Genomic DNA, 25,262 nt, shown 5'->3' with positions numbered 1-25,262 from the left:
CATGAGAAGAGCCGTTATTACGGGCATCGGTGTTGTTTCAAGCATCGGTAACAACAAAGAAGAAGTATTAGAATCATTAAAACAAGGCCGTAGTGGTATCGCGTTCAACCAAGAGTTTGCTGACTACAACCTACGTAGTAACGTATCTGGCAAAATCGATATTGATGTTAAAGAGTTTGTTGATCGTAAAGCAATGCGCTTTATGGGCGATGCAGCGGCATACGCTTATATCTCAATGTCACAAGCGATTGCAGATGCTGGCCTTAGTGAAGATCAAGTTTCAAACGAGCGCACTGGTTTATTAGTGGGTTCAGGTGGTGGTTCATCTAAGTGGCAAGTTGAAGCAGCTGACATTTTACGTGAAAAAGGCGTAAAACGTGTTGGTCCTTACATGGTACCACGCACTATGGCAAGCACGACTTCGGCGTGTCTTGCAACACCATTCAAAATTAAAGGTGTTAACTACTCACTAAGCTCTGCATGTGCGACATCTGCACACTGTATCGGTCATGCGGTTGAGCAAATTCAATTAGGTAAGCAAGACGTCATCTTCGCAGGTGGTGGTGAAGAGCTTCACTGGACGCTAGCAATGGAATTCGATGCAATGGGTGCATTGTCTACTAAATACAATGAAACACCAGAGAAAGCATCACGTACATACGATGCAAACCGTGACGGTTTCGTTATCTCTGGCGGTGGCGGTATCGTTGTTGTTGAAGAACTTGAGCATGCACTTGCTCGTGGCGCGCACATTTATGCAGAAATCACAGGTTACGGTGCAACGTCTGACGGCTACGACATGGTAGCTCCATCAGGTGAAGGCGCTGTACGTTGTATGAAGCAAGCAATGCAAGGTCTTGAAGGCGGTATTGATTACTTAAATACTCACGGTACTTCAACGCCTGTTGGTGATGTGAAAGAGCTTGGTGCTATTCAAGAAGTATTTGGTGGTAACTCGCCAATGATCAGTGCAACCAAAGCGATGACAGGTCACGCTTTAGGTGCAGCAGGCGTTCACGAAGCAATCTTCTCGCTATTAATGCTTGAGCATAACTTTGTTGCTCCATCTATCAACATTGATGAACTAGATGAGCAAGCTGCAGGTCTAAACATTGTAACTGAGCGTAAAGACGTTGAACTAAATACAGTTATGTCTAACAGCTTCGGTTTCGGTGGCACTAACGCCACATTAGTAATGAGCAAATATAAAGGTTAAACCTCTCCAGTATTTGCTTAAAGCCGAGCAATAGCTCGGCTTTTTCATTTGTTATAAATAACCCCAAAATCGTCTTAGTTGTTACCTATCCGAATACTGATAAATTCGCTACAATAGCGCCACTTTCTGCCTCTCGGACACACAAATGAAAATTCTTGCAGATCAAAATATGCCATTGGTTGAGCAGTACTTTGCCGATTTTGGTAATGTTGAGCGATTTGATGGCCGTAATCTTCAACCCGAGCAGCTAGTCGGGGTCGATATTTTGTTAACCCGTTCAGTTACTAATGTAGATAAAGCCTTACTCACTCAAGCAGATAAATTAAAATTTGTGGGCACAGCAACCATAGGTGTTGATCACATTGATACCGAGTTACTTGCTGAGCGAAATATCGCATTTAGCAGCGCACCAGGTTGTAATGCTGTGGCGGTTGCTGAATATGTTATTAGCTGCTTGTATGCCTTGAGCCAAGAAAATGTCAGCTCGTTACAAGGCAAAACCATCGGCATAGTAGGTGTTGGCAGTATAGGTAGCTGTTTACGTGATAAGTTAAGCTTGCTAGGCATGAATGTATTGTTATGTGATCCACCAAAACATGAAGCCGGTGAGCTTGCAGAGCATATTGAGTTAGACACATTACTAGCCCAAGCTGATATTGTGACTTTTCACGTGCCATTGGTTAAACAAGGGCCACATAAAACCTTGCACATGCTAGACGAAACACGCTTAAAAGCACTTAAGCCGGGCATGACGATTATCAATGCAAGTCGTGGTGATGTGATTGATAACCAAGCATTGCTAGCATTGTTTGAGCAAGGCGCAAAATTAGATTGTGTGCTTGATGTTTGGGAAAACGAACCCAATATACTGACACCTCTGCTTGATTATGTACGTTATGCCAGCGTGCATATTGCAGGGCATACACTTGAAGGCAAAGCCCGCGGTACACAAATGCTATATCAGCAAGTATGTGAGCTTGAAGGCATCGCAGCGCTTAAGTCTCTGGACGATTTTTTACCAGAGCCAATTAGCCATTCTGTCACGCTTGGTGAAACCTTTAACCTAGACGATATAGGTCGCTTGGTGCACTTAATTTATGATGTGCGTCGCGACGATGGCATTTTACGAAGTAAATTAGCAAGCGAAGGCTTTGATAGTTTACGTAAGAATTACCCGCCACGACGCGAGTTTAGTACTTTGTCGGTGGCTGCCAACAGTGCATGTGAAGGCGCATTAGCTGCACTGGGATTTAGAATTAACGAATAAAGCCATTTGCTTTATTCAAAAGAGGAAAACACATGTCGCAAAAATTTAATGTAGCCGTATTAGGTGCCACAGGTTTAGTGGGTCGTCAGATTATCGAAACTTTAGAAGATCGTAAGTTTCCGGTAGACCAATTATTTTTACTCGCAAGCAGCCGTAGTGCTGGTGAAGAAATTCAATTTCGCGGTGAGAGTATTGAAGTAATCGATGTTGAAGAGTTTGATTTTAGCCAAGCTCACATTGGTTTATTTTCAGCAGGCGGCAGTGTCTCTGAAAAATATGCACCGATTGCGGCGGACGCAGGCTGTGTGGTAATTGATAATACCTCACACTTTCGTAATGACTACGATGTGCCACTCATTATTCCTGAAGTGAATGCATCAAGCTTAGCGGATTTCAGAAATCGCAACATCATTGCAAACCCTAACTGCTCAACGATTCAAATGCTGGTGGCGTTAAAACCAATTTATGATGCTTATGGCATTGACCGCATTAACGTATCAACTTATCAAGCTGTATCGGGGGCGGGTAAAGAAGCCGTTGATGAACTAGCCAAGCAAACAGCAAACTTAATGAATGCGCGTCCGATGGATAATGCCGTTTTCCCTAAACAAATTGCTTTTAACGTGATCCCACAAATAGACAGTTTTGAAGATAACGGTTATACCCGCGAAGAAATGAAAATGGTTAACGAAACACAAAAGATCTTAGGTGATAACAGTGTTGTGGTTAACCCGACCTGTGTTCGTGTTCCCGTGTTCTTTGGTCACAGTGAAGCGATCAATATTGAAACGCGTATGCCAGTAGATATCGAACATGTGAAGCAGCTATTAAACGATGCACCAGGTGTAGAGTTTATTGAAGACTTAGCTGATTACCCAACAGCTGTGTCTGATGCAAGTGGTAACGATACAGTATACGTAGGGCGTTTACGTGCTGATATTTCGCATCCACATGGTTTAAATATGTGGGTTGTAAGTGATAATACGCGCAAAGGTGCAGCAACAAATAGTGTGCAGATTGCTGAAGAGCTTATCGCAAATTATTTATAAATCTGATGATTTAGGCTGAGCTAAATTTGAAGAAAGCGGCAATTTGCCGCTTTTTTTGTGAATTCACTGCCAAATTATTGCCGCATACGTTGTAAAAGCGTATAAACTTAACGATAACAATAAAAAAGTCTCTCAGCCGCTAATATTTAAGCTATTTACTATCAAGGTGTTGCAATAGATATTGCAAGGCAACTAAGCTATAGTTTGCAGCTGGAATAGAGCTTGCAAGAAAACATAATTAAGAATCAATTCTGCAAGAATTACTTGATGTTTAAGCAACCAAGGTTGCTGCGTTAACATTTAAAACATAAAGGATCAGCATGCGCGGTTTAGCAACACTCTTCATATTAGCGTCTGCATTGGTGGTAACACCGACATACTCTGATGAAGGCACCACACTTAAAGGCCCTAAAGGTGTCGATTATGGTGCGCAGGGGCGCTCTATTGGTCCAATTAAACCGACCGATACACTGTGGCGCATTGCCGCTAAAATTCGCCCTGACAACTCTGTAAGTATTTATCAGGTCATGCAAGCTCTGTATGACAAAAACCCATCGTCATTTTTAGACCAAAACCTTAACCATATGCGCGATGGCGCATACCTAAAAATCCCAACAATTGCTGAAATGCGCGCGGTCAATCCAACGTTAGCAAAAGCACGTTCTGAACAAGATGATGAGCTATGGGAGAAAAAGAAAAACGGCACCCTGACTACTGCTGAAATTAATGAATCGCAAAAGAAAGTAACCCAAGCCCGTAAAGTTGATGTAGACGAAGCAAAGCAAGAGCTTAAGCAAGAAATCAACACCATTAAAACAGAGCAGGGTACGCAGCTAGTTGAGCTTCAAAAGCAGTTTAAATCATCGGTTGAAAATGTTGAAGAAATCTTAGCTGAGAACAACAAACTCAAAAAACAACTGAGTGGTATTTCTAAAGAGCTTGAAACCGTTCGCGATCAGCTTGGTCAAGACAGTGAAATTCAAAAGCAGCTGAAAGAACTGATCACTAAACAAAATGAAATCATAGAGCAGCAAAGAGCAAAAAAGATTGAAGAGGACAGTGGGTTTAGTTTTTCGAGTTTACTGAGCAACCCATTTGTTCTCGGTGCATTAATGTTTATTCCGGCATTACTGATCATTGCTGCCGTTGTGATGTTTTTGAAAAAACGCAACAGCGCCAATGATGATACAGATGCCAGCGATGACGATGAATTTTTACCTCAAAGCCCAAGTTATAATCCTGATGATGATTTAGAACCAATCATAGAAACTGATCCACTAGTTCCTGATCCAGTCGAAGACAATGATGACTTGAGTGTGCGTTTAGATGACGACTTAGACCAAGACATGCTGCCAGATGATGACATCATTTTTGACGACAGCATTGATGATAGTTTCGATGAAGATGACAGTGTTTTAAATCAAGATGAGCTAGAAGGGCTTTTAAGTGATGATATTGAGTTTAGCGATGATTCATCTAATAGCGCTGACGATAATGATTTAGATGCATTTTTACAGCAAGATTTCGATCAAACCGATGACGACAGTTTAGGTGATGAAATAGACCTAGATAGTGAACAGTCTCCAGCAGATTCATCGGGTGATATTTTAAGTGCTGATGACATTGATGACCTATTTGATACTGATGAAGGTGACTCGTTAGATAACGCTAATGATGAAATGGCAGCGCTTAGTGAAGAGCTCGCAGAAGATGACGCTGAAGATGATTTTGACATTGATAGCTTAATTGATGAGCAAAACAACACGGATTCTAATCAAGACGTAAACCTAGACGATATTGATGACTTACTCGATGAAAATAATGATGCCTCAACAACTAACGTAGAAGCAGAACTAATCGATGAAGATGATTTCGATATCGACAGCTTAATTGATGAAGCGCAAACAGACGAGCCAGCAGCCGAAGCTAACGATGCATTAGAAAACGACGAGCTTGATGATGCGCTGGATGTTGATGACATTGACTCGCTATTAGATGAAGCTCAAGAAGAAGCGCCAGCCGAAGAACCAAGCGCGGATGAACTCATCGATGAAGATGATTTCGATATCGACAGCTTAATCGATGAAGCACAAACAGAAGAGCCAGCCGCTGAAGCTAACGATGCATTAGAAAACGATGATCTTGATGATGCGCTAGATGTTGATGACATTGACTCACTATTAGATGAAGTTCAAGAAGAAGCGCCAGCAGAAGAACCTAGCGCAGACGATTTAATCGATGAAGATGAGCTTGATGATGCTCTCGATGTTGATGACATTGATTCATTACTAGATGAAGCACAAGCAGAGCAAGAGCCTCAAGCGGAGCTTGTTGAGGAGCAGCCTGAAGAGCTTGTAGAAGAACCTAGCGCAGACGATTTAATCGACGAAGACGAGCTCGGTGATGACTTAGATGTTGATGACATTGATTCATTATTAGATGAAGCACAAGCAGAGCCAGAGCCTGAAGAGCTTGTTGAAGAGCCTAGCGCAGACGATTTAATCGACGAAGATGAGCTTAATGATGACTTAGATGTTGATGACATTGATTCACTACTAGATGAAGCTCAAGATGAGCAACAGCCTGAAGAAATACAGGAACCTGAAGAGTTAACTGAAGAATTAGCAGAAGAACCTAGTGCAGATGACTTAATCGACGAAGACGAGCTCGATGATGATTTAGATGTCGATGACATTGATTCATTATTAGATGAAGCTCAGACAGAGCCTGAAGCAGAGCTTGTTGAAGAGCAGCCTGAAGAGCTTGTAGAAGAACCAAGTGCAGACGATTTAATCGATGAAGATGAGCTTGATGATGCCCTAGATGTCGATGACATCGACTCACTATTAGATGAAGCTCAAGAAGAGCCTGAATCTGAAGAGTTGGTTGAAGAGTCAATTGAAGAACCTAGTGTAGACGACTTAATTGACGAAGATGAGCTTGATCATGATTTAGATGTCGATGACATCGACTCATTACTTGATGAAGATGCTAGTGATGAGCAGGACTCTGACGTTGATGATGAGCTTGAAGAGCTTATTCAGCAAACAAATGAGCTGAAGCAAGACACTGAAGCGCAGATATCGGATTTAAGTCATGAACAGAGTGACAGTGCAGAGCATGATGAGAATCTACAAGAGTCGCTAGAAGATTTAGCCGATGCTGATCAAGCGGTTGATGACATGAATGTTGAATCAATTGCATCAGAGTTGGTTGATGATGCGGATGATAGTGACGAAGTTGATATCGATGAGGCGCTTAATCAAGAGTTTAATGAAGATAGCGATGAGCTATTAGATGAAGATGATAGCCTTGACGAATTTGATGATCCGTCACTGAAAAGTGTTGATGAGTTATTAAATGAAATTGGCGAAGAAGATGATTATGTTGAAGCTCCAGACTGGTCAATAGATGAACCAGAGCAAGGCATAGAAGAAGTTGAAATTGATTTAGGCGATGATCCGCTAGCAGATGAAGACCTAACTGATGAATTTGATTTAACCGCCGACGAAGAGCCGTTACAGCAAGATACCGTGACTCCTAGCCAAGAGCTAGAAGAGTATCCAGAGCTTGAGCTAGATGAAGCCGGTTTTGAATTGGATGAATCTGATGAAGACACTTCTAATGAGTTAGATGAAGATGCACCATTACAGTTAAGTCAGGCAGAGCAAGACCTTGCTAATTCATTAGCAACGGGTAATGAGCTTGATCAGCTAGACGATGATTTTGATGATGAGATCTTGCTTGATAATGAATTTACAGAAGATGATGTTCTTGATCCTGAGGACGACTTATCGGATCAATCACAGAGTGAAGGCACAACAGAGTTAACGAGCGAAGCGCCAATTGACGATGAGGTGGCTGATAGCCAAGACGAATTAGAAGAGTTCCCTGAATTCGAATTGGACGATATTGAACTTGATGATGCCCGAGAAGCTGAGCAAACATTAGCTGATATCGAGTCTAATTTATCTGACGAGGCTGATTTAAGTGAGCTGTCAGACGATGAAATCGATGATGATTTTATGGCCGACCTTACTCAAACAGACTTTGATGCGCTGTTAAATGAACTAGCAGAGCCAGACGAAGCAGATATCAGTGATGCCAGTGAGTTCGATGTTGATTTTAATGCACTATTAAATGAAGACTTACAGGGTGAAAGCGAACAGCCAGTTGCACCTGAAGTACAGGCATTAGATACCGAGGAGCAAACTACTTCAACGGATGAGTTTGTAGATATCGATTCATTACTTGAACAAAGTGACGATGAAGCACTCGACCATGAACCTTATGATGAGGTTGATATGGATGTAGGGCTGAGTGATTTTAACGACTTACTAGCAGGTGATAACCCAACTGATGTTGATGCCGAAAGTGGTGGTTACTCAGCAAAACTGGACTTAGCTCGGGCATATATCGAAATAGACGACTTTGATGCAGCGCTCCAAGCCATTGAAGATGTTATTGCCAATGGCCCAGAGGAAGTGCAAGAAGAAGCACAATCACTTAAAGCTAAAATTAGCGAGTAATAAGTAAAACTAACCAATAATAAACCGAGCTAACTTCAACTAGCTCGGTTTTTTATATCTAAGCGAAGGTTATTGTTTGTCTTGTAAGCGACGCGCTTTGAAATCAGACTCGGCTTTCCACTTAGGCCAATCGCCGTTATCAGCAAGTTTGGCAGCAATATCAACAATCAGTTCAATATCTTGCTCAACACCGCCCATAGACCAATCTGCTGAATAGTCGTCAGCTTCTTTATGATATTTGTGCGCGATATAATCAGGATCTGTATCACCTAAACTCATAAATAGTAAGCTAGGCACGCCTTGTTTAGCTAGAGAGAAGTGATCAGAGCGGAAGAACAAACCATTTTGAGGACGCGGGTCCATTTTTACATGACGACCTTGTGCTTTCGCTGCATCTGCAAGGTAGTCTTCCATTTCAGACATGCCTTTACCGTATTGTAATATGTAGTCAACGCCGTCTAGCACGTTCATACCATCAATATTAAGCAGCGCGACCATTTGCTTGGTTGGTACAATCTCGCCAGTTGCGAATTGCTCTGAGCCAATAAGCCCTGTTTCTTCAGCCGTAAAGTTGGCAAAGATAATAGAGCGTTTAAATGGTTTTTTCTTATGCATTTCAGTAAGAATACGGGCTATTTCAACCGTTGCTGCGCTACCTGATGCGTTATCAACAGCACCATTGTAGATTTTCACACCGTCATCAGTTTGCTTGGTGCCAAAGTGGTCCCAGTGCGCACCAATTACAATGTACTCATCAGGGGTTTCGCTACCTTTAAGCGTTGCAACAACATTATGCGATTGCGCTTGAGAGATATCACTTTTCAGTGTCAGCGCTGCTTTCGCTTTTAAGTCGACAGGTTTAAAGTCAGCTTTTAGTGCGTTGGCTTTTTCAGTTTGATAATCAAGGCCTGCTTGAGCAAAAATTTCATTTGCCGCTTGTTCGTCAATCCAACCCATTACAGGGATGTCAGAAGCATTTTTATCTTGGTCGATTAAGGTATATTTGCTACCCGTGTTCGAGCTTTCTACAACGCCCCAAGGGTATGCGGCAGGAGCAGTTTCGTGAACGATAAATACTGCTTTTGCACCTTGGCGAGCACCTTCTTCATACTTGTAAGTCCAACGACCGTAATAGGTCATAGCATTACCGGTGAAAAGCGCGTCGTCTTGGGTGGCAAACCCAGGATCATTAACAAGCACGATAATTGTTTTGTCTTTTACATCAATATCAGCAAAGTCATCCCAATTATATTCAGGTGCATTAATACCGTAGCCAACAAACACAACATCAGAGCCGTCGATGTTGATCTCAGGGTTAATTTGCTGCGTACGGGCGGTAAAATCACTGCCAGCATTAAAGCTTAAATCACCCACTTGTAAGGTCATGTTTTGATCTGGAGTGAGTTTTGCCATGGTAACTGGCTGTAAATACTCGCCATTAAAACTACCGCTTAAGCCGAGTTTTTTATATTCATCGGCTAAATAGTTAATGGTCAGTGTTTCGCCTTCAGTTAAAGGGCCACGACCTAAGAATTCATCAGAGGCGAGGGTTTTAATATGTGAGCGTACATTGGCAATGTTTACGGCTTCATTGCTTTCAGCGCTTGGTTCATCAGTGTTTGTCGTTGGTTGCTCAGAGCAGCCAAATAAACCGATTGCAAGTGCTAAACTTGCATACTTAAGGTGAGTTGTCATAGTTTTTCTGGTTGATTGCACAGGGTTTCACTATATGGGACGCGAAGGGGGGCTGTCCAGAAAGAGTCTACAAATAACTAATTATTCAGGATGAAAGGATAATAATGCAGAACACTCTCTTGATAAGTTTCATTCTACAACTATTTTCCATATTTATTATAAAGTAATAGCCACATAAGCCTCTAGTAAACAGAATATTATTTGCTAGAATTGAGCCTGAGTAATGTTTTCAAATGAGGGACTATGAAATACATATTTGCTTTTTTGTCATGCTTCACTTCCAACGTTAACGGGTCTCAAGAAGTTAATTATGAGGAGCTCCACAAACCATATTTTAGTCTAAATTGTTTGAGTGAAAAAACTCAACAAGATATGGATAAATGTGGGGATAGGAATTTATTAACGGCTAAAAAGACAATGGAGTCAATGGTCGAAACGATACATACCCGTTTCGCAGAATTATCACCAGAGCTATCTGGTAAATTTAAAAAATCACAAACTTTATGGGAAGAATCACATACAATTGAGTGTCAACTTGAAGCATATGATTCAATAGAGGGAAGTGGATACCATTCAATATTAAGTTCTTGTATCGAAATGAAAATGAATGAAAGGATAAGTTATTTGCGATGGTTAGCAAGTGGTATTTAGCTAACCAAGCGACAAATTATTGATCGCAACAATAATACAATTATTAAACTGTCCTTTATGAGCTGACTGCTCAGTTCAGTCAGCTCTTTTGAAGGATGCTGTAATGTATGGAGTTGATTCGCGTAAGGAATTACCACCACGCTTTTTCAATGGCGGTATCTTGAATTTTAAATACCTCACCAACTAACGGAGTACTCAGTGATACTTGCTCCTGTCCTGCTTTTTTAGCGACACGTTTAAGTGGGTCATACCAAGCATGAAAGGCTAAATCGAATGTTCCATTATGCACTGGCACCATCACATCACCTTGTAAGTCGAGGTGAGCTTGTACTGATTGCTCTGGTGTCATGTGAATGTCAGCCCAATCTTTGTCGTAAGCACCAGTTTCAATAAAAGTGATATCAAACGGCCCATAGCGATTACCAATCTCTTTAAAGCCAGCAAAATAGCCAGAGTCACCGCTAAAATAAAAGCGCTTGTCATTTACTTTAATAGCCCAAGAGCCCCAAAGAGTTTTATTGCCGTCTGTTAAACCTCGGCCAGAAAAGTGCTGGGTTGGTGTAAATACAATTTGGCTATTTGCCATATTTTGCTCTTGCCACCAATCAAAACTATGGACTTTTTGTTCATCAACGCCCCATTTTTTCAGGTCGTTTTCGACTCCTAATGGCACATAAAAAGAATCTGTTTTATCAACAAGCTGTTTAATTGCTGCTTTATCTAAGTGATCATAATGGTTGTGTGAAATAAACACTTTAGCAATGTTTGGTAGCTCTGCAATGCTGATAGGTGTTGGCTGAAAGCGCTTTGGCCCCATGAATGAAAAAGGCGAAGCGCGCTCTGAAAATACCGGATCAAATAGCCAGTATTCGCCATACACTTTCGCTAAAATAGAGGAGTGACCTAACTTCACAAAATGCACTGTGTCATTAGATAAACGTTCAAGCTGTGCATGAGAAACAGAATGCATAGGCAGTTCACCTTTTGGCTCTGCATCAATTTTCTTTTCTGTAATAAAGCGTTTGAAGATACCTAGCGTTTTCTTAAAGCTGGGTCTTTCTACCTCAGCACTATTGTGGAACTTGCCATCAGATAATTGCGCAGAGTGGCTGTTATCAGTCACACCTTCAGCGGCTAATTGATTATTCATAATAAACACTCCTATCACGATGCATAGAGTGGCGATTGCGAGCCATTTTAGAAATTTCATATCGTCACCATAAGTAAACTACACGGTGTAGTTTTTCATGGTTTGCTATAAAAGTAAACTATCTAGTGCATTTTTTATTTTTGCGTTACACTAGTAACCCTTATCGGAGGGGTCCATGAAATTATCACAGAGAAAACGATTAGATATATTGAATGCAGCTGAGACATTGTTTTTTCAGCAAGGTGTTGAGCATACCAGTATGGATCAGGTTGCAAGCTTAGCGGGTGCCTCAAAGCGTACCGTATATAATCACTTTGAAAATAAAGATGTGTTGTTTCAAGCCATTCTAGTGTTTATGTTTGAAAAAGTCCGCCAAGAGCAAGCGGTTGTATTTGATGCTGCTGTGCCAATTGCACAGCAGTTAACACGCATTGCTGAACAAGAAGTGGCGCTTTTGACCTCTGAAGAGTTTTTAAAAGTAGCGAAAGTCGCTTTTATGCAGATGTTACAGCAGCCTGATTTAGCAAAATCATTAGCCAGTAATAACATGGGCTGTATGCAAGATCTGGTGGCGTTTTTAGAAGCAGGTGTGCAAGCACAAGTTTTAACGATTGATGATGTTGAGTTTGCAGCAAAACAGTTTGTGTATCAGTTAAAGTCGCTGATCTTTTATCCGTTGCTGTATGGCTTTGAGCGCCAAGAAGGTGACTCAGACAACAAAGTGATAAGCGAAACTGTAAAAATGTTCTTAGCGCGTTATGGGCGCTGATATTTTAGAACATAAAAAAGCCCGCTTAATGCGGGCTTTTAAATAATTGTAAAAGTATTACTTCACTTCTTTACCAGCTGCTTGTTGGTCAGCATGGTAGCTTGAGCGAACAAATGGACCACAGGCCGCATGTGTAAAGCCAATTTCGTCTGCATAATCTTTTAAAGCATCAAACTCTGCTGGCGGCACATAGCGTTTAACCGGTAAGTGGTGCTTAGAAGGTTGTAGGTATTGACCTACTGTTAGCATATCAACGTTATGCTCGCGTAAGTCACGTAACACTTCTTCGATTTCGCTAATTTCTTCACCTAAACCTACCATCAAACCAGATTTAGTTTTCACTTCTGGATGTGCTTCTTTAAAGCGGCGTAACAACTCAAGTGACCATTTATAGTCAGCACCTGGACGCGCTAATTTGTATAAACGCGGTGCTGTTTCTAGGTTGTGGTTAAATACATCTGGCGGCGTCTCGATTAAGATATCAAGGGCTCTGTCCATACGACCACGGAAATCAGGTACTAGAATTTCAATCGTGATTTCTGGGTTGTGCTTACGAATTTCACGAATACAGTCAGCAAAGTGCTGTGCACCACCATCACGTAAATCATCACGGTCTACTGACGTGATTACAACATAGCTTAGCTTCATGTCTTTAATAGTCAGCGCTAGCTTTTCTGGCTCAGCTGCATCTGGCTTTAATGGACGGCCATGGGCAACATCACAGAACGGACAACGACGAGTACAAATAGCACCTAAGATCATGAAAGTCGCAGTACCATGGTTGAAGCATTCAGATAGGTTAGGGCACGAAGCCTCTTCACACACTGAGTGTAAACCATGTTTACGCATCGCTTGTTTAATACCATCAATACGTTCAGTTGATTTTGGTAAGCGAATTTTTAGCCACTCTGGCTTACGCAACATTTCGTTTTTTTCAGTCGGTAAAACTTTAACTGGGATCAGTGCCATTTTTTCTGCATCACGCAGTTTTACGCCTGGTTCCATTTTGACTGGTTTATTCATTCGTTTTCAAACCCTTCAGTGTGCTTAACCACAGTAGCATTAAGCTTTTTAATCATGTGTTTTACAAGCCCTGCACCTGCTTGCTCGAGGTTTTGCGGACCGTTAAGATCGGTTGTTTGCACCATGTTCATACCAGCATAGCCGCATGGATTAATACGTAAGAATGGACTTAGATCCATACTTACATTTAGTGCTAAACCGTGGAAAGAGCAACCGCGGCGAACGCGAAGGCCTAATGAGGCAACTTTGCTGTCGTTAACGTAAACACCGGGTGCGTCCGCTTTCGCGTAGGCATCAATGTCGTAGTCTTTTAACGTATCAATAATGCACTCTTCAAGCCAGGTTACCAGCTCCCTTACACCAATGTTTAAACGACGTAAGTTGAATAGCACATACATCATTTGTTGGCCTGGTCCGTGATAGGTAACTTGACCACCACGATCCACTTGGATCACTTCGATATCACCGGTATTTAATAAGTGCTCAGCTTTGCCTGCTTGGCCTTGCGTAAATACTGGCTCGTGCTCTACAAGCCAAATTTCATCTGCTGTGTGCTCATCACGGGTGTCGGTAAAAGATTGCATTTTTTGCCAAATTGGCATGTAACGCTGACGACCTAATTGACGAACGATTAATTCTCTTTCGCTCACGAGTTACTCCGTAATCGGCCTATAGCATGTGACGTACGTCATCGATGTTGCTGATCACGTTATAAATTTCTTCAATGTGCTCTTTACTTGTAACCGTTGCTACAAGCGTTACAGATTCGTAATTACCTTTGCTGCTTGGTTTTACCTTTGGCGCATAATCGCCAGGTGCAATTGGTTGCAGCTTTTCTAGGATCTGATCTGTTAGATTTACGTTAGCTAAGCCCATGATTTTAAATGTGAATGGGCATGGGAAATCTAAATACTCGTCAAACTTAGTATTTTTTACAGGTTGAACCACGACGGTGACTCCTCAAACAGTGAGTGTGCTTAATAGAGGTGTTCTCTGCCATTTCTTGGCGTTAAGCAAACTTAGATTACGACGCACTCGACCCAGCGCGACTGATATGGGGCGCATTCTATCATTTTTCAGACAAAAAAAAACGCCTTGCGGTGCAAGGCGTTTATAAACTTTATGTCCAGATTACTGAATTTGTAAACGTAGGTAATCGTAGATCTTGCTAAAGAAGCTGCCTTCTTCCACTTCTTCTAGTGTAACTAGTGGATATTGTGCAATTTCTTCACCTTCAAGCTGTAAGAATAGCGTGCCTACTTTAGTACCTTTAGCAAGCGGTGCTTCTAATGTTTTATCAAGTTCGAAGTTCGCTTTTAAGTTTTTACGCTGACCACGTGGAATCGTAATAGGTGTGTCTTCTAAGATACCTAACGATACGTTTTCTTTGTTACCCATCCAAATACGTTGCTCAGCAAAGCTGTCGCCTGCTTTATATGGCGTGATTGTTTCGAAAAAGCGGAAACCGTAGTTCAATAGTTTTTTGCTTTCAACTTTACGAGCACGTTCGCTTTCAGTGCCCATTACTACCGCGATTAAACGCATGTCATCTTTAGTTGCAGAAGTTACTAAGCTATAACCCGCTTCTGACGTATGGCCAGTTTTAATACCGTCAACGTTCATGCTTTCATCCCATAACAATGAGTTACGGTTGTATTGCTTGATGCCGTTAAAAGTGAATGATTTTTTCGCGTATACTTCGTACTCATCTGGTACATCGCGAATAAGTGCAGCACCTAAAGTTGCCATATCACGTGGTGTCGTGAAGTGTTCGTTAGTATCTAAACCATGGCTATTTACGAAGTGGCTGTTAGTCATGCCAAGTTTTTCAGCGTGGGCATTCATTAAATCAGCAAATGCGCTTTCGCTACCAGCAATGTGTTCAGCCATGGCTACACAGGCATCGTTACCTGATTGAATAATAATACCGTGGTTAAGGTCATCAACGCTGATCTGCTTACCTACTTCGATAAACATTTTTGATGATTCAGGAAAATTCTTTGCCCAGGCTTTTTCACTGACTGTAACCATATCAGTTGGTGCAATATTACCTGCTTTGATTTCAGTACCAATTACATAACTGGTCATCATTTTGGTTAAACTAGCCGGTGCTAATTTTGTATCTGCTTCGCCTTCGGCAATCACTTTACCTGTGGTGAAATCAACCAAGAAATAACCTTTCGCATTAACTTGAGGTGGGGCAGGGATAATTTGGGCTGTTGCAGAAAATACGCTAGCAGTGCAAACAAGGCCACAAACGCCACTTAAGATTTTATATTTTATAGATTTCATCGTACTCATTAATGGTTAAAGTTAAACATGTTGCGTTGACCTATTCTAAAGGTCTTACTCACTGTAAAGCAAGAACGCGTTCTGAAATTGGTTTTGTTTTAGCTTTTCTAAAACTGCTTGTGCTTCTGCGGCATCTTTTATTGGACCAAGACGTAACCGATAGATTCCATCTTTTTCAACAATGTTTGTTGGCACATGATATTGCTGACGAAGTTGAAACGCGAGCGCTTCAACATTAGCAAGAGTACTTCCCGCTGCAACCTGAATGTAGCTTAAACGAGGGGCAGAATTGGCAAGGGTAACAGCCTCAACCTTAACACGGGCTGTACCTTGTCGGTAATAACCTAATTTATAGGCCGCAGAATAAGATAAATCGATAATCCGGTCATCATGAAATGGGCCACGGTCGTTTACACGAACAATTACTGATTTTCCGTTATCTAAATTTGTTACTCTGGCAAAGCTCGGTAGCGGCAGCGTTTTATGGGCTGCTGTCATCGCAAACATATCGTACACTTCGCCGTTTGAGGTGTGGTAATTGTGAAACTTTCGACCATACCACGAAGCAATGCCTTCTTCAGAATAGCCAGTTTCATCGAGCATCGGCGTGTAGCGTTTACCACGGACTTCGTAAGGGCGACTAGCGCTTGCACTTTTAACAACCGCCGTGACTATGGCATCTTGCATTTCAAGTTCGGTTGGTTTGCGAAGCGGGGCTGCATCATGCTCCATAGCATAACGGCCTTGCTGAGATGAAGAGCTACATGCTGCTAGCAGCACAGAAAATAACGCTATAAGTAAGTAATTGACTCGCTGTGTCATTATTTTAAAAGCATCCTTTTATCGGTGGCGATAGACATGATAATGCCAAATCCGGCCATCAAGGTCACCATTGAGGTGCCACCATAACTTATTAGAGGTAACGGAACACCTACTACAGGCAGTAAGCCCGAAACCATGCCAATATTTACAAATACATAAACAAAGAAGGTCAGTGTTAATGCGCCGGCAAGCAACTTACCAAACGCATCTTGTGCGTTTACCGCAATATATAAGCCACGACCAATAATAAACAAGTACATACAAAGTAATAAACAAACCCCGAACAGGCCAAACTCTTCGCTTAGTACAGAAAAAATAAAATCGGTATGACGCTCAGGTAAAAACTCTAATTGTGATTGGGTACCTTGCAGCCAGCCTTTACCTTCAATGCCGCCAGAACCTATCGCAATTTTCGATTGAATTATGTGGTAACCCGAGCCAAGCGGATCGCTTTCAGGATCTAAAAAGGTCAGTACCCGTTGTTTTTGATAATCAAGCATCACGTAATGCCAAAACGGCCATGCTGCCAAACCAACAGTAGCAGATAAAAAGCCAATAAGACGCCAACTTAGCCCAGATAAAAACAATACAAATATCCCTGAACTGGCAATCAAAATAGAGGTGCCTAAGTCGGGTTGTTCTTTAATTAAAATGGTTGGCACCATTACAATCGCAAAGCCAATAATTAAATGAATGATTCTTGGCGGTAAATGGTTACGCCCGATATACCATGCAACCATCATTGGCACGGCTATTTTCATTAACTCTGACGGCTGGAAGCGGGTAACACCTAAGTCAAGCCAGCGCTGTGCACCTTTTGAACTAACCCCAAATAACAACACCCCAACCAGCATTAAAAGCCCCACGCAGTAGAGCGGAATAACCATACTCTTTAATGTGTTAGGTGAAAACTGCGCGAGTATAAACATACCTAAGATAGCGCCAAACATACGTGTTGCGTGGCGTATCATCATTGCAGAGTCTTGGCCGCTGGCACTGTATACAATAGCAAGGCTGGCTACCATCATCGTCATAAGGGCGATAAGAAGTGGTAAATCGAGGTGTAGGCGCTGCCAAATTGAGCGTTTTTTATTTAAAGGGATCATGGCGCGTCACTTTGGGCTATTTGAATCGGGTTCGCTGAGAAGTAGTAATCCATTAATTGACGCGCAATAGGCGCACCAACTGTACTACCACCACCGGTGTTTTCAACCACCACAGAGACCACAATTTGTGGATCGTTATAGGGTGCAAAACCAACATAGATAGCGTTATCACGTTGGCGCTCTTTAAGTGATTTTGCGTCGTAACGCTCACCTTGAGCAATACTCACAACCTGAGCAGTACCTGTTTTACCTGCTGGGTCATAATTCGCCCCTTTAAATGCTTTATGAGCAGTACCTGTGACTTTATGTACGGTGTTGTGCATGGCGTCTAGCGCAATTTGCCAATGATGAGGATTTTTTAATACTACAGGTGGCTTTTCATCATTATTAATTTGCGTTACTTCGTTTTCTTTTTTAGCGACTTGTACAAGGTGCGGAGGGTGATCGAGTCCACGGTTCACTAAGATGTTGGTTGCATTAGCTATTTGCATTGGTGTTGCGGTCCAATAACCTTGCCCGATACCTACAGAAATGGTGTCGCCGCGCCACCATGATTCTCTAAAGCGGGCTTCTTTCCATTCTCGCGATGGCATAATGGCAGATGTTTCTTCATGAATATCGATTCCAGAGAGTTCGCCAAAGCCAAACTGCGTCATAAAGTCACTGATTTTGGTGATCCCTAAACGGTAAGCAACATCGTAAAAATAGGTATCGCATGACTCTTCAATAGCACGATAAACATCAACATGGCCATGGCCCCAACGTTTCCAGTCACGCCATTTGTGCTCCACGTTAGGAATTTGGAAAAAACCCGGATCCCAAATTTGTGTTTGCTCGGTTACCAGTCCTTCTTCAAGAGCAAGGATCGACATATGAGGTTTTACTGTAGAGGCAGGTGCATAACGGCCTTGCGTGGTTCGGTTAATTAGCGGTCGGTCTGGGTTTAACAACTTTTTGTAATCTGTGCTGCTGATACCATGGACAAATAAATTCGGGTCATAACTTGGGTTGGAGTAAAGTGCTAAAACGCCGCCATCTTTAGCATCAAGCACTACAATGGCACCACGCATATCTTTTAAGGCATGTTGAGCAATTTGTTGCAGGCCAATATCCAAAGTCAGTACTAAGTCGTGACCAGGCTCAGGTGGCGTGAGGCTTAAAGTGCGGATAACTCGGCCACGGTTATTCACTTCAACGCGCTGCGAACCAACCACACCATGAAGAAGTTCTTCGTAATACTTTTCGATACCCAGCTTACCAATGTCGTGGGTTGCACGGTAGTTAGTTGCTTGGTCTTCTGCTTCCAGTTTGGTGAGTTCTTTTTTGTTGAGTTTGGCAACATAACCTAGGGCATGGGTAAGGGTATCACCATAAGGGTAATAGCGAGCTAAACGCGCTTCGATACTAAAGCCAGGAAACTTATGCTGATTAACCGAGAACTTTGCAACTTCGGTTTCGTCTAAACGGGCTTTTAATACTTGGCTTTTAAAGCGGCGATTGTGCTTAATGTCATCTAGAAAGTCAGCTTTTTGTTGCTCAGTTATTTTAATAACTTTTTCAACTTCGCTCAGTGCCTCTTCAAGGTTATCAACTTCCTCGGGTATTACTTCTAAATTATAAACTGGCTTGTTTTCAGCCAGTAATACGCCATTTCTGTCGTAAATAAGCCCACGGTTAGGGGCAATTGGAATAACTTTGATGCGGTTATCGTTCGAACGTGTTTGATAATCTTGATGTTCGATAACTTGGATGTTGTATAGGTTAGATAACAACACACCAATTAACAGTGTCACAAACACAAAACCCACAAATGCTCGGCGAGCAAACAAGTTTGCTTCAGCCGAGTGGTCTCGAATCGTGGGTCTGTGTTTTCGCATTGGCTTTACTACTCGCGATGATAAGGGTGGTTGTTATTCAAGCTCCAGCCTCGGTATAGGCTTTCTGCAACAATGATGCGCACTAGCGGGTGCGGTAGTGTCAGGTTTGATAATGACCACTTTTGCTCAGACGCTGCAATACACTCAGGTGCTAAGCCTTCTGGTCCACCAATCAATAAGCTAACATCGCGACCATCAAGCTGCCACTTTTCCATACTTTTTGCCAGCTGATGGGTATCCATTGGTTTACCCGTCACCTCTAGCGTTACAATGCGGTTACCTTTAGGGATCGCAGCTAGGGTCTTTTCGCCTTCAAGTTGTAAAATACGTTTGATATCCGCATTTTTACCACGTTTACCTGCGGGGATTTCAATTAGCTCAAGAGGCATATCACGCGGGAAGCGACGTTGATATTCTGTGAATCCGGTTTCAACCCATGCTGGCATTTTGGTGCCAACAGCAATCAATTGTATTTTCAAAATGGTTACCTATGTCCTTGCTAAGGGTTAGCCCCAAAGTTTCTCTAGATCATAGAAGTCGCGAGTTTGGTCTTGCATAACATGCACAACCACATCACCTAGGTCTACAAGCACCCATTCACCTTCGTTTTGGCCTTCGTAACCGAGAGGTTCTTCACCAGCATGGCGTGCTTCTTTAGCAACATGATCAGCAATAGATTGTACATGGCGTTTAGAGTTACCTGAGCACACTAACATGTAATCAGTAATGTCAGACTTACCACGAACATCAAGCTGTACCACATCACGGGCTTTCATATCGTCGACTTTATCAAGGGCAAATGCGAGTAGTTGTTTAGAATCCAAAGTGTTTTCTCAAAAATAAATAATCTTAATTTGTTATTTTATCACGCAGGCAGTATTTATTCATCTGTTTGGTAAAGATGATGCTGCGCAATATAGTGACTTACATTGGTAGGTAAAAGTTCCGCTATATCATTATTTAAATGCAGCTTTTTTCTTATTTCGCTTGAGGCGGCATTAACTTGTAAGCCATTTAAAAAGAATAACTTACCTGCAGGGGCTTGTTGTAGCTGGCTAAGTTGCTCTGTTACGGCATTCTCTTTATAAGCTGCAAGTTCACCAGATACTTGGCAGTGCTGCCCCGGACGCTGGTACACCACAATATGACAAAGTTTGACAACTTCTTGCCATTTAAACCATTTATCTAGGCTATTGAATGAGTCCATGCCGATTAAAAACATAATCGGCGCTGCTGGGTTTTCTGCACGAAGCTCTTCTAAACTCAGCAAAGAATAAGACGCACCTTCTCGGTTTAGTTCGCGGTAATCGATAGCAAAATGCGGATTGTCGTCAATCGCAAGTTTTAGCATGTTTATACGATGCTCATCACTTATTCCTGGCTTGGCTTTGTGAGCAGGAATAGCACAAGGCATGAAGTAAAGGGTATCGAGTTGGCACTGCTGAACACACTGCTGGGCCATATTAATATGACCTAAGTGAATTGGATCAAAGGTGCCACCAAAAATAGCAATCATGAATTGTTACTCTTAGTCAAAGACCGGGTGGCAAGGTAAAGGTATCGCCACAGGTTGGCAAAACACTAAGCATATTTGCATTAATGCTTGGTAGGGGGCTACAAGGTTGCCTTGTTTATATGCGGCATCAAACTGGGCTAATTGTTTGGTAATTTGTTCGAGTACTTGGATGTTCAAGCGGTTTAAGGCCTGTTGTACAACAGCTTGTTGGTTTTTCCAAATATTATACTTTTTGTATAAATCAGCCATATTGGCACCATTCAAGCGCCCGTGTTGCATTGCCAGTAAGTTAGCTGCTTCTTTATTGATGGCCCAAAAAATACTCATGGCTTCAGTGTTATCGGCAGCCAGCTTAGTCATTACTTTAACTGCTTGTTCGGCGTGGCCATTTAATAAAGCATCACTCAAATCAAAAATATCAAATTTTGACTGATTCAGTAGCCCTTGCATCACAGCTTGCTGGTCAATTAGCTCACTACCATAAAGCAAAGATAGCTTTTCTAACTCTTGATGACAGGCAAGTAAATTTCCTTCAGTGGCATCAATTAAGCTTTGTTTTGCGTTGTTGTGAAGGTTTAAGTTTAAACGGTAGCATTGTTCATCTAACCAGCGGCTCAGGTGATTACCTGTTAATGGGTAACAAGGAACAAATAAGCCTTGCTTATCGAGGGCTTTAAACCAAGCACTGCGTTGAATATCTTGGCTGGCTTTGGCGCCTTTTAAAACCAAAATAGTATCGGGGTTAGCAAGCTCAACAAGCTGCTTAAAGATTTGGCTGCCTTGCGTACCAGGTTTTTGCTCGTTTAAATCAAACTCAATTAAGGTACGAGCGCTGAACAGTGACATACTTTGATATTGAGCAACAATTTCTTGCCAGTCAAAACCCGGCATTAAGGTAAATTTGATTACCTCGTCAAAGCCTTGCTGTTTAGCTGCTTGGCGAATTTGCATGATGCACTGCGCAATTTGATAAGGCTCTTCACCAAACACCATGTAAAAAGGCGCGAGGCCTTTTTTTAACTGGCTAGGAAGCTGGTTTGCATAACAACGCATTACAGTTGTGATAACTCACGAACAATACGACGACTCGCTTGCTTACGAATTTCGCCTAATAGCAAATCAAGCTCTTTTGCTTTTGCAAGGGCATTGTCTGGGTCGTCTTGGTAGTTACGATACAATTCAAAGCTTTGATTAATCGCTTTTTGTCCAGGGCGCTTGAGGGTATAGCTTACGCTGTAGGCAAGTTCATATTCAGCAACCTGACCATTATCAAACAATGACAGAATTTGACGCTCTAAGCGGTCTTTATGAATCTTTAACTCAGGATGTTTACCAACTTGGTTAAGCTCAACTTTACTCGCAATCAGTTCTTTTTCGACTAATTCGAATAAGGCTGACTTTTCATCATCACCAACAAGGGTGATTACTTTCAAGTCGTCAGGCAAGTTAGAGGCTTTCTTTAAGTGAAAGCCACAACTTGTCAGCAGTAAACAGACTAGCGCAAGGGCTAGTCCGTTTTTCAGTGCGTGAAGCGCTGCCATCTTAGTTAGCAACCACGTTAAGTAGTTTGCCTGGTACGTAAATTACTTTACGGATAGTCGCGCCATCAGTGAACTTAGTCACGTTTTCTTCAGCAAATGCTAATGCTTCAACTTGCTCTTTAGTTGCATCTGCAGGCACTGTTAACTTAGCACGTAGCTTACCGTTAACTTGTACAATGATTAGCTTCTCATCTTCAACAAGTGCTGACTCATCAACTGTTGGCCATGCTGCATCTAATATATCGCCTTCTTTGCCAAGGTCTTGCCATAACTGGTGACACATGTGCGGTGTGATAGGCGCAAGCATGATAAGTAATGCTTCAAGTGCTTCGTTAGCAATTGCTACATCTTGTTTATCAGCAAGTGGTGCTTTAAGTAACTTGTTCGAAATTTCCATGATAGCAGCGATTGCAGTGTTGAATGTTTGACGACGTTCAACGTCATCAGTCACTTTTGCAATTGCTTTATGAAGTTCACGGCGAAGTACTTTTTGGTCGTTATTTAACGCTGACTTATCAAGCGCTTGATAACCTACTGTTTCAACATCAACAGCGTATTTCCAAATACGTTTTAAGAAACGCATTGCACCTTCAACACCTGAATCAGACCATTCAAGAGTTTGCTCTGGTGGTGCAGTGAACATCATGAATAAACGCACTGTGTCCGCACCGTACTGGGCGATAACTTGTTGTGGGTCGATACCGTTATTTTTCGATTTCGACATTTTGCTCATGCCCGCAGAGAATACTGGCTCGCCATCTTCTTTGTGCCACGCTTTAACAACACGACCTTTGTCGTCTGTTTCAGTTTGTACGTCTGTTGGTGAAATCCAGATATCACCGCCTTTCTCATCTTTACGATAGAAAGTATCAGCTAGTACCATGCCTTGACATAATAAGCGCTCAAATGGCTCATCTGAGTTTACTAAACCAAAGTCACGTAATAGTTTGTGGAAGAAACGCGAGTAAAGTAAGTGCAAGATCGCATGCTCAATACCACCAATGTATTGGTTTACTGGTAACCAGTAATTGGCAGCACCTGGCTCGATCATGCCTTCGTCAAAACGTGGGCTACAGTAACGAGCGTAGTACCAAGACGACTCCATGAAGGTATCGAAGGTATCTGTTTCGTGGAATGCAGGCGCGCCATTTACTGTTGTTTTAGCCCACTCAGGATCAGCTTTGATTGGTGAAGTCACACCATTCATAACTACGTCTTCTGGTAAGCGAACTGGTAGCATGTCTTCTGTTGCTGCAAGCTCATCACCATTTTCGTCGCTAAGCATTGGAATTGGAGAGCCCCAGTAACGCTGACGGCTAACACCCCAGTCACGTAGACGGAAATTAACTTTACGCTCACCTACACCCAGTGCTTCTAGTTTGTCTGCAACGGCATTAAACGCTGCTTCAAACTCAAGACCATCGAACTCACCTGAGTTAACTAACACGCCTTTTTCTGTGTATGCTTGATTGTCTAAATCAACCGTTTCTACAGAACCTGCAGCTGGTGCGATAACTTGGGCAATTTCAAGGCCATAAGCTGATGCGAACTCGTAGTCACGTTGGTCATGTGCAGGAACAGCCATTACAGCGCCTGAGCCGTAATCCATTAATACAAAGTTAGCAACCCAAATCGGTACTTGCTTACCTGTTAATGGGTGAATCGCATAAAAGCCAGTTGCAATGCCTTTTTTGTCCATGGTGGCCATGTCTGCTTCAGCGATTTTCGTGTTTTTACATTCATCAACAAACATAGCTACAGCGTCGCTGTTTTTAGCGGCTTCTTGTGCAATTGGGTGACCTGCAGCAACTGCTACGTAAGTCACACCCATGAAGGTATCTGGGCGCGTTGTATAAACACTGAATGTGTCTTCGTTATCAGCACGCTTAAATTCGATTTCTAAACCTTCAGAGCGACCAATCCAGTTGCGCTGCATGGTTTTAACTTGCTCAGGCCAGTGATCAAGTTTATCTAAATCGTCTAGTAGCTCTTGTGCGTAATCAGTGATTTTGATGAACCATTGTGGAATTTCTTTTTGCTCAACAATGGCACCTGAACGCCAACCACGACCATCAATTACTTGCTCGTTAGCAAGTACAGTTTGGTCAACTGGATCCCAGTTTACTGTTGACATCTTTTTGTATACTAAGCCTTTTTCATAAAGCTTAGTGAAGAACCATTGTTCCCACTTGTAGTATTCTGGGTGACATGTCGCGATTTCACGATCCCAGTCGTAACCAAAGCCTAGTTGCTTTAACTGGTTGCGCATGTAATCGATGTTTTCGTAAGTCCATTTAGCAGGGGCAGTGTTATTTTTGATTGCCGCATTTTCAGCAGGTAGACCAAACGCATCCCAACCCATAGGTTGCATTACGTTTTTGCCTTGCAAGCGTTGGAAGCGTGATACTACGTCACCAATGGTGTAGTTACGAACGTGACCCATGTGGAGTCGGCCGCTTGGGTATGGGAACATAGATAGGCAGTAATACTTTTCTTTGCTCTCATCTTCAGTGACTTTAAATACTTGGTTTTCTTCCCAGTAGGCTTGTACTTTTGACTCAATGTCTTGCGGGTTATATTGCTCTTGCATCTACGATTCCAGACTTCTTGCAAATTAATAAAAAATTGTCGATAAGGATAACCCAAAATACATGCTAATCACAGCGGCAAATAGGCGCTTTTGTTAATTTTCCAAGGAAATATATTTTCAGGGCAGGTTAACCTATACTCAACTAGAATAACGGTTGATTTTTCATCAT

Annotated in this window: 21 protein-coding genes; 6 read left to right on the top strand and 15 right to left on the bottom strand. The window is 42.2% G+C overall.

Going from position 1 to position 25,262, the window contains the following annotated elements; all coding sequences use genetic code 11:
• Position 1: 1 nt before the first annotated feature.
• The 4 genes from fabB to JIG37_RS03115 all read left to right on the top strand — a co-directional run bounded on the left by fabB (position 2) and on the right by JIG37_RS03115 (position 8,061).
• A complete protein-coding gene (gene fabB, locus JIG37_RS03130) occupies positions 2-1,216 on the top strand; it encodes a beta-ketoacyl-ACP synthase I (protein ID WP_054551681.1) in 1,215 nt (404 codons plus the stop codon).
• Positions 1,217-1,361: 145 nt separating this feature from the next.
• Positions 1,362-2,483: a 4-phosphoerythronate dehydrogenase gene (locus tag JIG37_RS03125; protein WP_138601610.1), complete on the top strand. Its 1,122-nt coding sequence runs from the start codon at positions 1,362-1,364 to the stop codon at positions 2,481-2,483.
• Between the two features lie 32 nt (positions 2,484-2,515).
• On the top strand, positions 2,516-3,532 hold the full coding sequence (locus tag JIG37_RS03120) for an aspartate-semialdehyde dehydrogenase (RefSeq protein WP_054551679.1): 1,017 nt from the start codon (positions 2,516-2,518) through the stop codon (positions 3,530-3,532).
• 320 nt (positions 3,533-3,852) lie between these two features.
• The gene (locus JIG37_RS03115) at positions 3,853-8,061 is read left to right on the top strand and encodes a FimV/HubP family polar landmark protein (protein ID WP_199528680.1); all 4,209 of its coding nucleotides are present in this window, start codon (positions 3,853-3,855) and stop codon (positions 8,059-8,061) included.
• Between the two features lie 69 nt (positions 8,062-8,130).
• On the opposite strand, the gene JIG37_RS03110 is transcribed toward JIG37_RS03115, so the two are convergent.
• Entirely contained in the window at positions 8,131-9,756 is a 1,626-nt protein-coding gene (locus JIG37_RS03110) for a M28 family metallopeptidase (protein WP_199528703.1), read from the bottom strand.
• A gap of 243 nt (positions 9,757-9,999) precedes the next feature.
• Between JIG37_RS03110 and JIG37_RS03105 the strand changes: the two genes are divergently transcribed.
• The gene (locus JIG37_RS03105) at positions 10,000-10,407 is read left to right on the top strand and encodes a lysozyme inhibitor LprI family protein (RefSeq protein ID WP_199528679.1); all 408 of its coding nucleotides are present in this window, start codon (positions 10,000-10,002) and stop codon (positions 10,405-10,407) included.
• Positions 10,408-10,537: 130 nt separating this feature from the next.
• Here the strand turns inward: JIG37_RS03105 and JIG37_RS03100 are convergent, their stop codons facing one another.
• The gene (locus JIG37_RS03100; RefSeq protein WP_244664337.1) at positions 10,538-11,557 is read right to left on the bottom strand and encodes an MBL fold metallo-hydrolase; all 1,020 of its coding nucleotides are present in this window, start codon (positions 11,555-11,557) and stop codon (positions 10,538-10,540) included.
• Between the two features lie 175 nt (positions 11,558-11,732).
• On the opposite strand from JIG37_RS03100, the gene JIG37_RS03095 reads away from it, so the two are divergent.
• On the top strand, positions 11,733-12,326 hold the full coding sequence (locus tag JIG37_RS03095) for a TetR/AcrR family transcriptional regulator (RefSeq protein WP_062564346.1): 594 nt from the start codon (positions 11,733-11,735) through the stop codon (positions 12,324-12,326).
• 57 nt (positions 12,327-12,383) lie between these two features.
• Here JIG37_RS03095 and lipA read toward each other — a convergent pair whose 3' ends face one another.
• The 13 genes from lipA to leuS all read right to left on the bottom strand — a co-directional run bounded on the left by lipA (position 12,384) and on the right by leuS (position 25,093).
• Positions 12,384-13,349: a lipoyl synthase gene (gene lipA, locus JIG37_RS03090; RefSeq protein ID WP_138602638.1), complete on the bottom strand. Its 966-nt coding sequence runs from the start codon at positions 13,347-13,349 to the stop codon at positions 12,384-12,386.
• Entirely contained in the window at positions 13,346-13,999 is a 654-nt protein-coding gene (gene lipB / locus JIG37_RS03085; protein ID WP_082389180.1) for a lipoyl(octanoyl) transferase LipB, read from the bottom strand. Before lipB ends, lipA begins: the two co-directional genes overlap by 4 nt.
• 19 nt (positions 14,000-14,018) lie before the next feature.
• Entirely contained in the window at positions 14,019-14,297 is a 279-nt protein-coding gene (gene ybeD, locus JIG37_RS03080; protein WP_054551674.1) for a DUF493 family protein YbeD, read from the bottom strand.
• Between the two features lie 183 nt (positions 14,298-14,480).
• Complete coding sequence (locus tag JIG37_RS03075; protein WP_054551673.1) at positions 14,481-15,641, bottom strand: serine hydrolase; 1,161 nt, start codon at positions 15,639-15,641, stop codon at positions 14,481-14,483.
• 54 nt (positions 15,642-15,695) lie between these two features.
• Complete coding sequence (locus JIG37_RS03070; RefSeq protein ID WP_054551672.1) at positions 15,696-16,463, bottom strand: septal ring lytic transglycosylase RlpA family protein; 768 nt, start codon at positions 16,461-16,463, stop codon at positions 15,696-15,698.
• A complete protein-coding gene (gene rodA / locus JIG37_RS03065) occupies positions 16,463-17,569 on the bottom strand; it encodes a rod shape-determining protein RodA (protein WP_054551671.1) in 1,107 nt (368 codons plus the stop codon). The genes JIG37_RS03070 and rodA overlap by 1 nt, the downstream gene beginning before the upstream one ends.
• Positions 17,566-19,446 (bottom strand): penicillin-binding protein 2, encoded by a 1,881-nt coding sequence (gene mrdA / locus JIG37_RS03060; RefSeq protein ID WP_138602636.1) that lies wholly within the window; start codon positions 19,444-19,446, stop codon positions 17,566-17,568. Before mrdA ends, rodA begins: the two co-directional genes overlap by 4 nt.
• Positions 19,447-19,454: 8 nt before the next feature.
• Positions 19,455-19,925, bottom strand: a complete 471-nt coding sequence (gene rlmH / locus JIG37_RS03055) for a 23S rRNA (pseudouridine(1915)-N(3))-methyltransferase RlmH (protein WP_036967350.1) — start codon at positions 19,923-19,925, stop codon at positions 19,455-19,457.
• Positions 19,926-19,952: 27 nt separating this feature from the next.
• Complete coding sequence (gene rsfS, locus JIG37_RS03050) at positions 19,953-20,270, bottom strand: ribosome silencing factor (RefSeq protein ID WP_054551669.1); 318 nt, start codon at positions 20,268-20,270, stop codon at positions 19,953-19,955.
• A gap of 56 nt (positions 20,271-20,326) precedes the next feature.
• Positions 20,327-20,962 (bottom strand): nicotinate-nucleotide adenylyltransferase, encoded by a 636-nt coding sequence (nadD, locus tag JIG37_RS03045; RefSeq protein ID WP_199528677.1) that lies wholly within the window; start codon positions 20,960-20,962, stop codon positions 20,327-20,329.
• Positions 20,963-20,974: 12 nt separating this feature from the next.
• Positions 20,975-22,015, bottom strand: a complete 1,041-nt coding sequence (gene holA / locus JIG37_RS03040) for a DNA polymerase III subunit delta (protein WP_062564350.1) — start codon at positions 22,013-22,015, stop codon at positions 20,975-20,977.
• On the bottom strand, positions 22,015-22,503 hold the full coding sequence (gene lptE / locus JIG37_RS03035) for an LPS assembly lipoprotein LptE (RefSeq protein ID WP_138602632.1): 489 nt from the start codon (positions 22,501-22,503) through the stop codon (positions 22,015-22,017). Before lptE ends, holA begins: the two co-directional genes overlap by 1 nt.
• Position 22,504: 1 nt before the next feature.
• Complete coding sequence (gene leuS, locus JIG37_RS03030; protein WP_199528676.1) at positions 22,505-25,093, bottom strand: leucine--tRNA ligase; 2,589 nt, start codon at positions 25,091-25,093, stop codon at positions 22,505-22,507.
• Positions 25,094-25,262: the final 169 nt, after the last annotated feature.

The organism is Pseudoalteromonas sp. bablab_jr010 (assembly GCF_016464105.1).
Taxonomy (GTDB): domain Bacteria; phylum Pseudomonadota; class Gammaproteobacteria; order Enterobacterales; family Alteromonadaceae; genus Pseudoalteromonas; species Pseudoalteromonas simplex.
The sequence above is the reverse complement of the archived record's forward strand: the minus strand, read 5'-3'. Positions and strand labels throughout refer to the sequence as shown.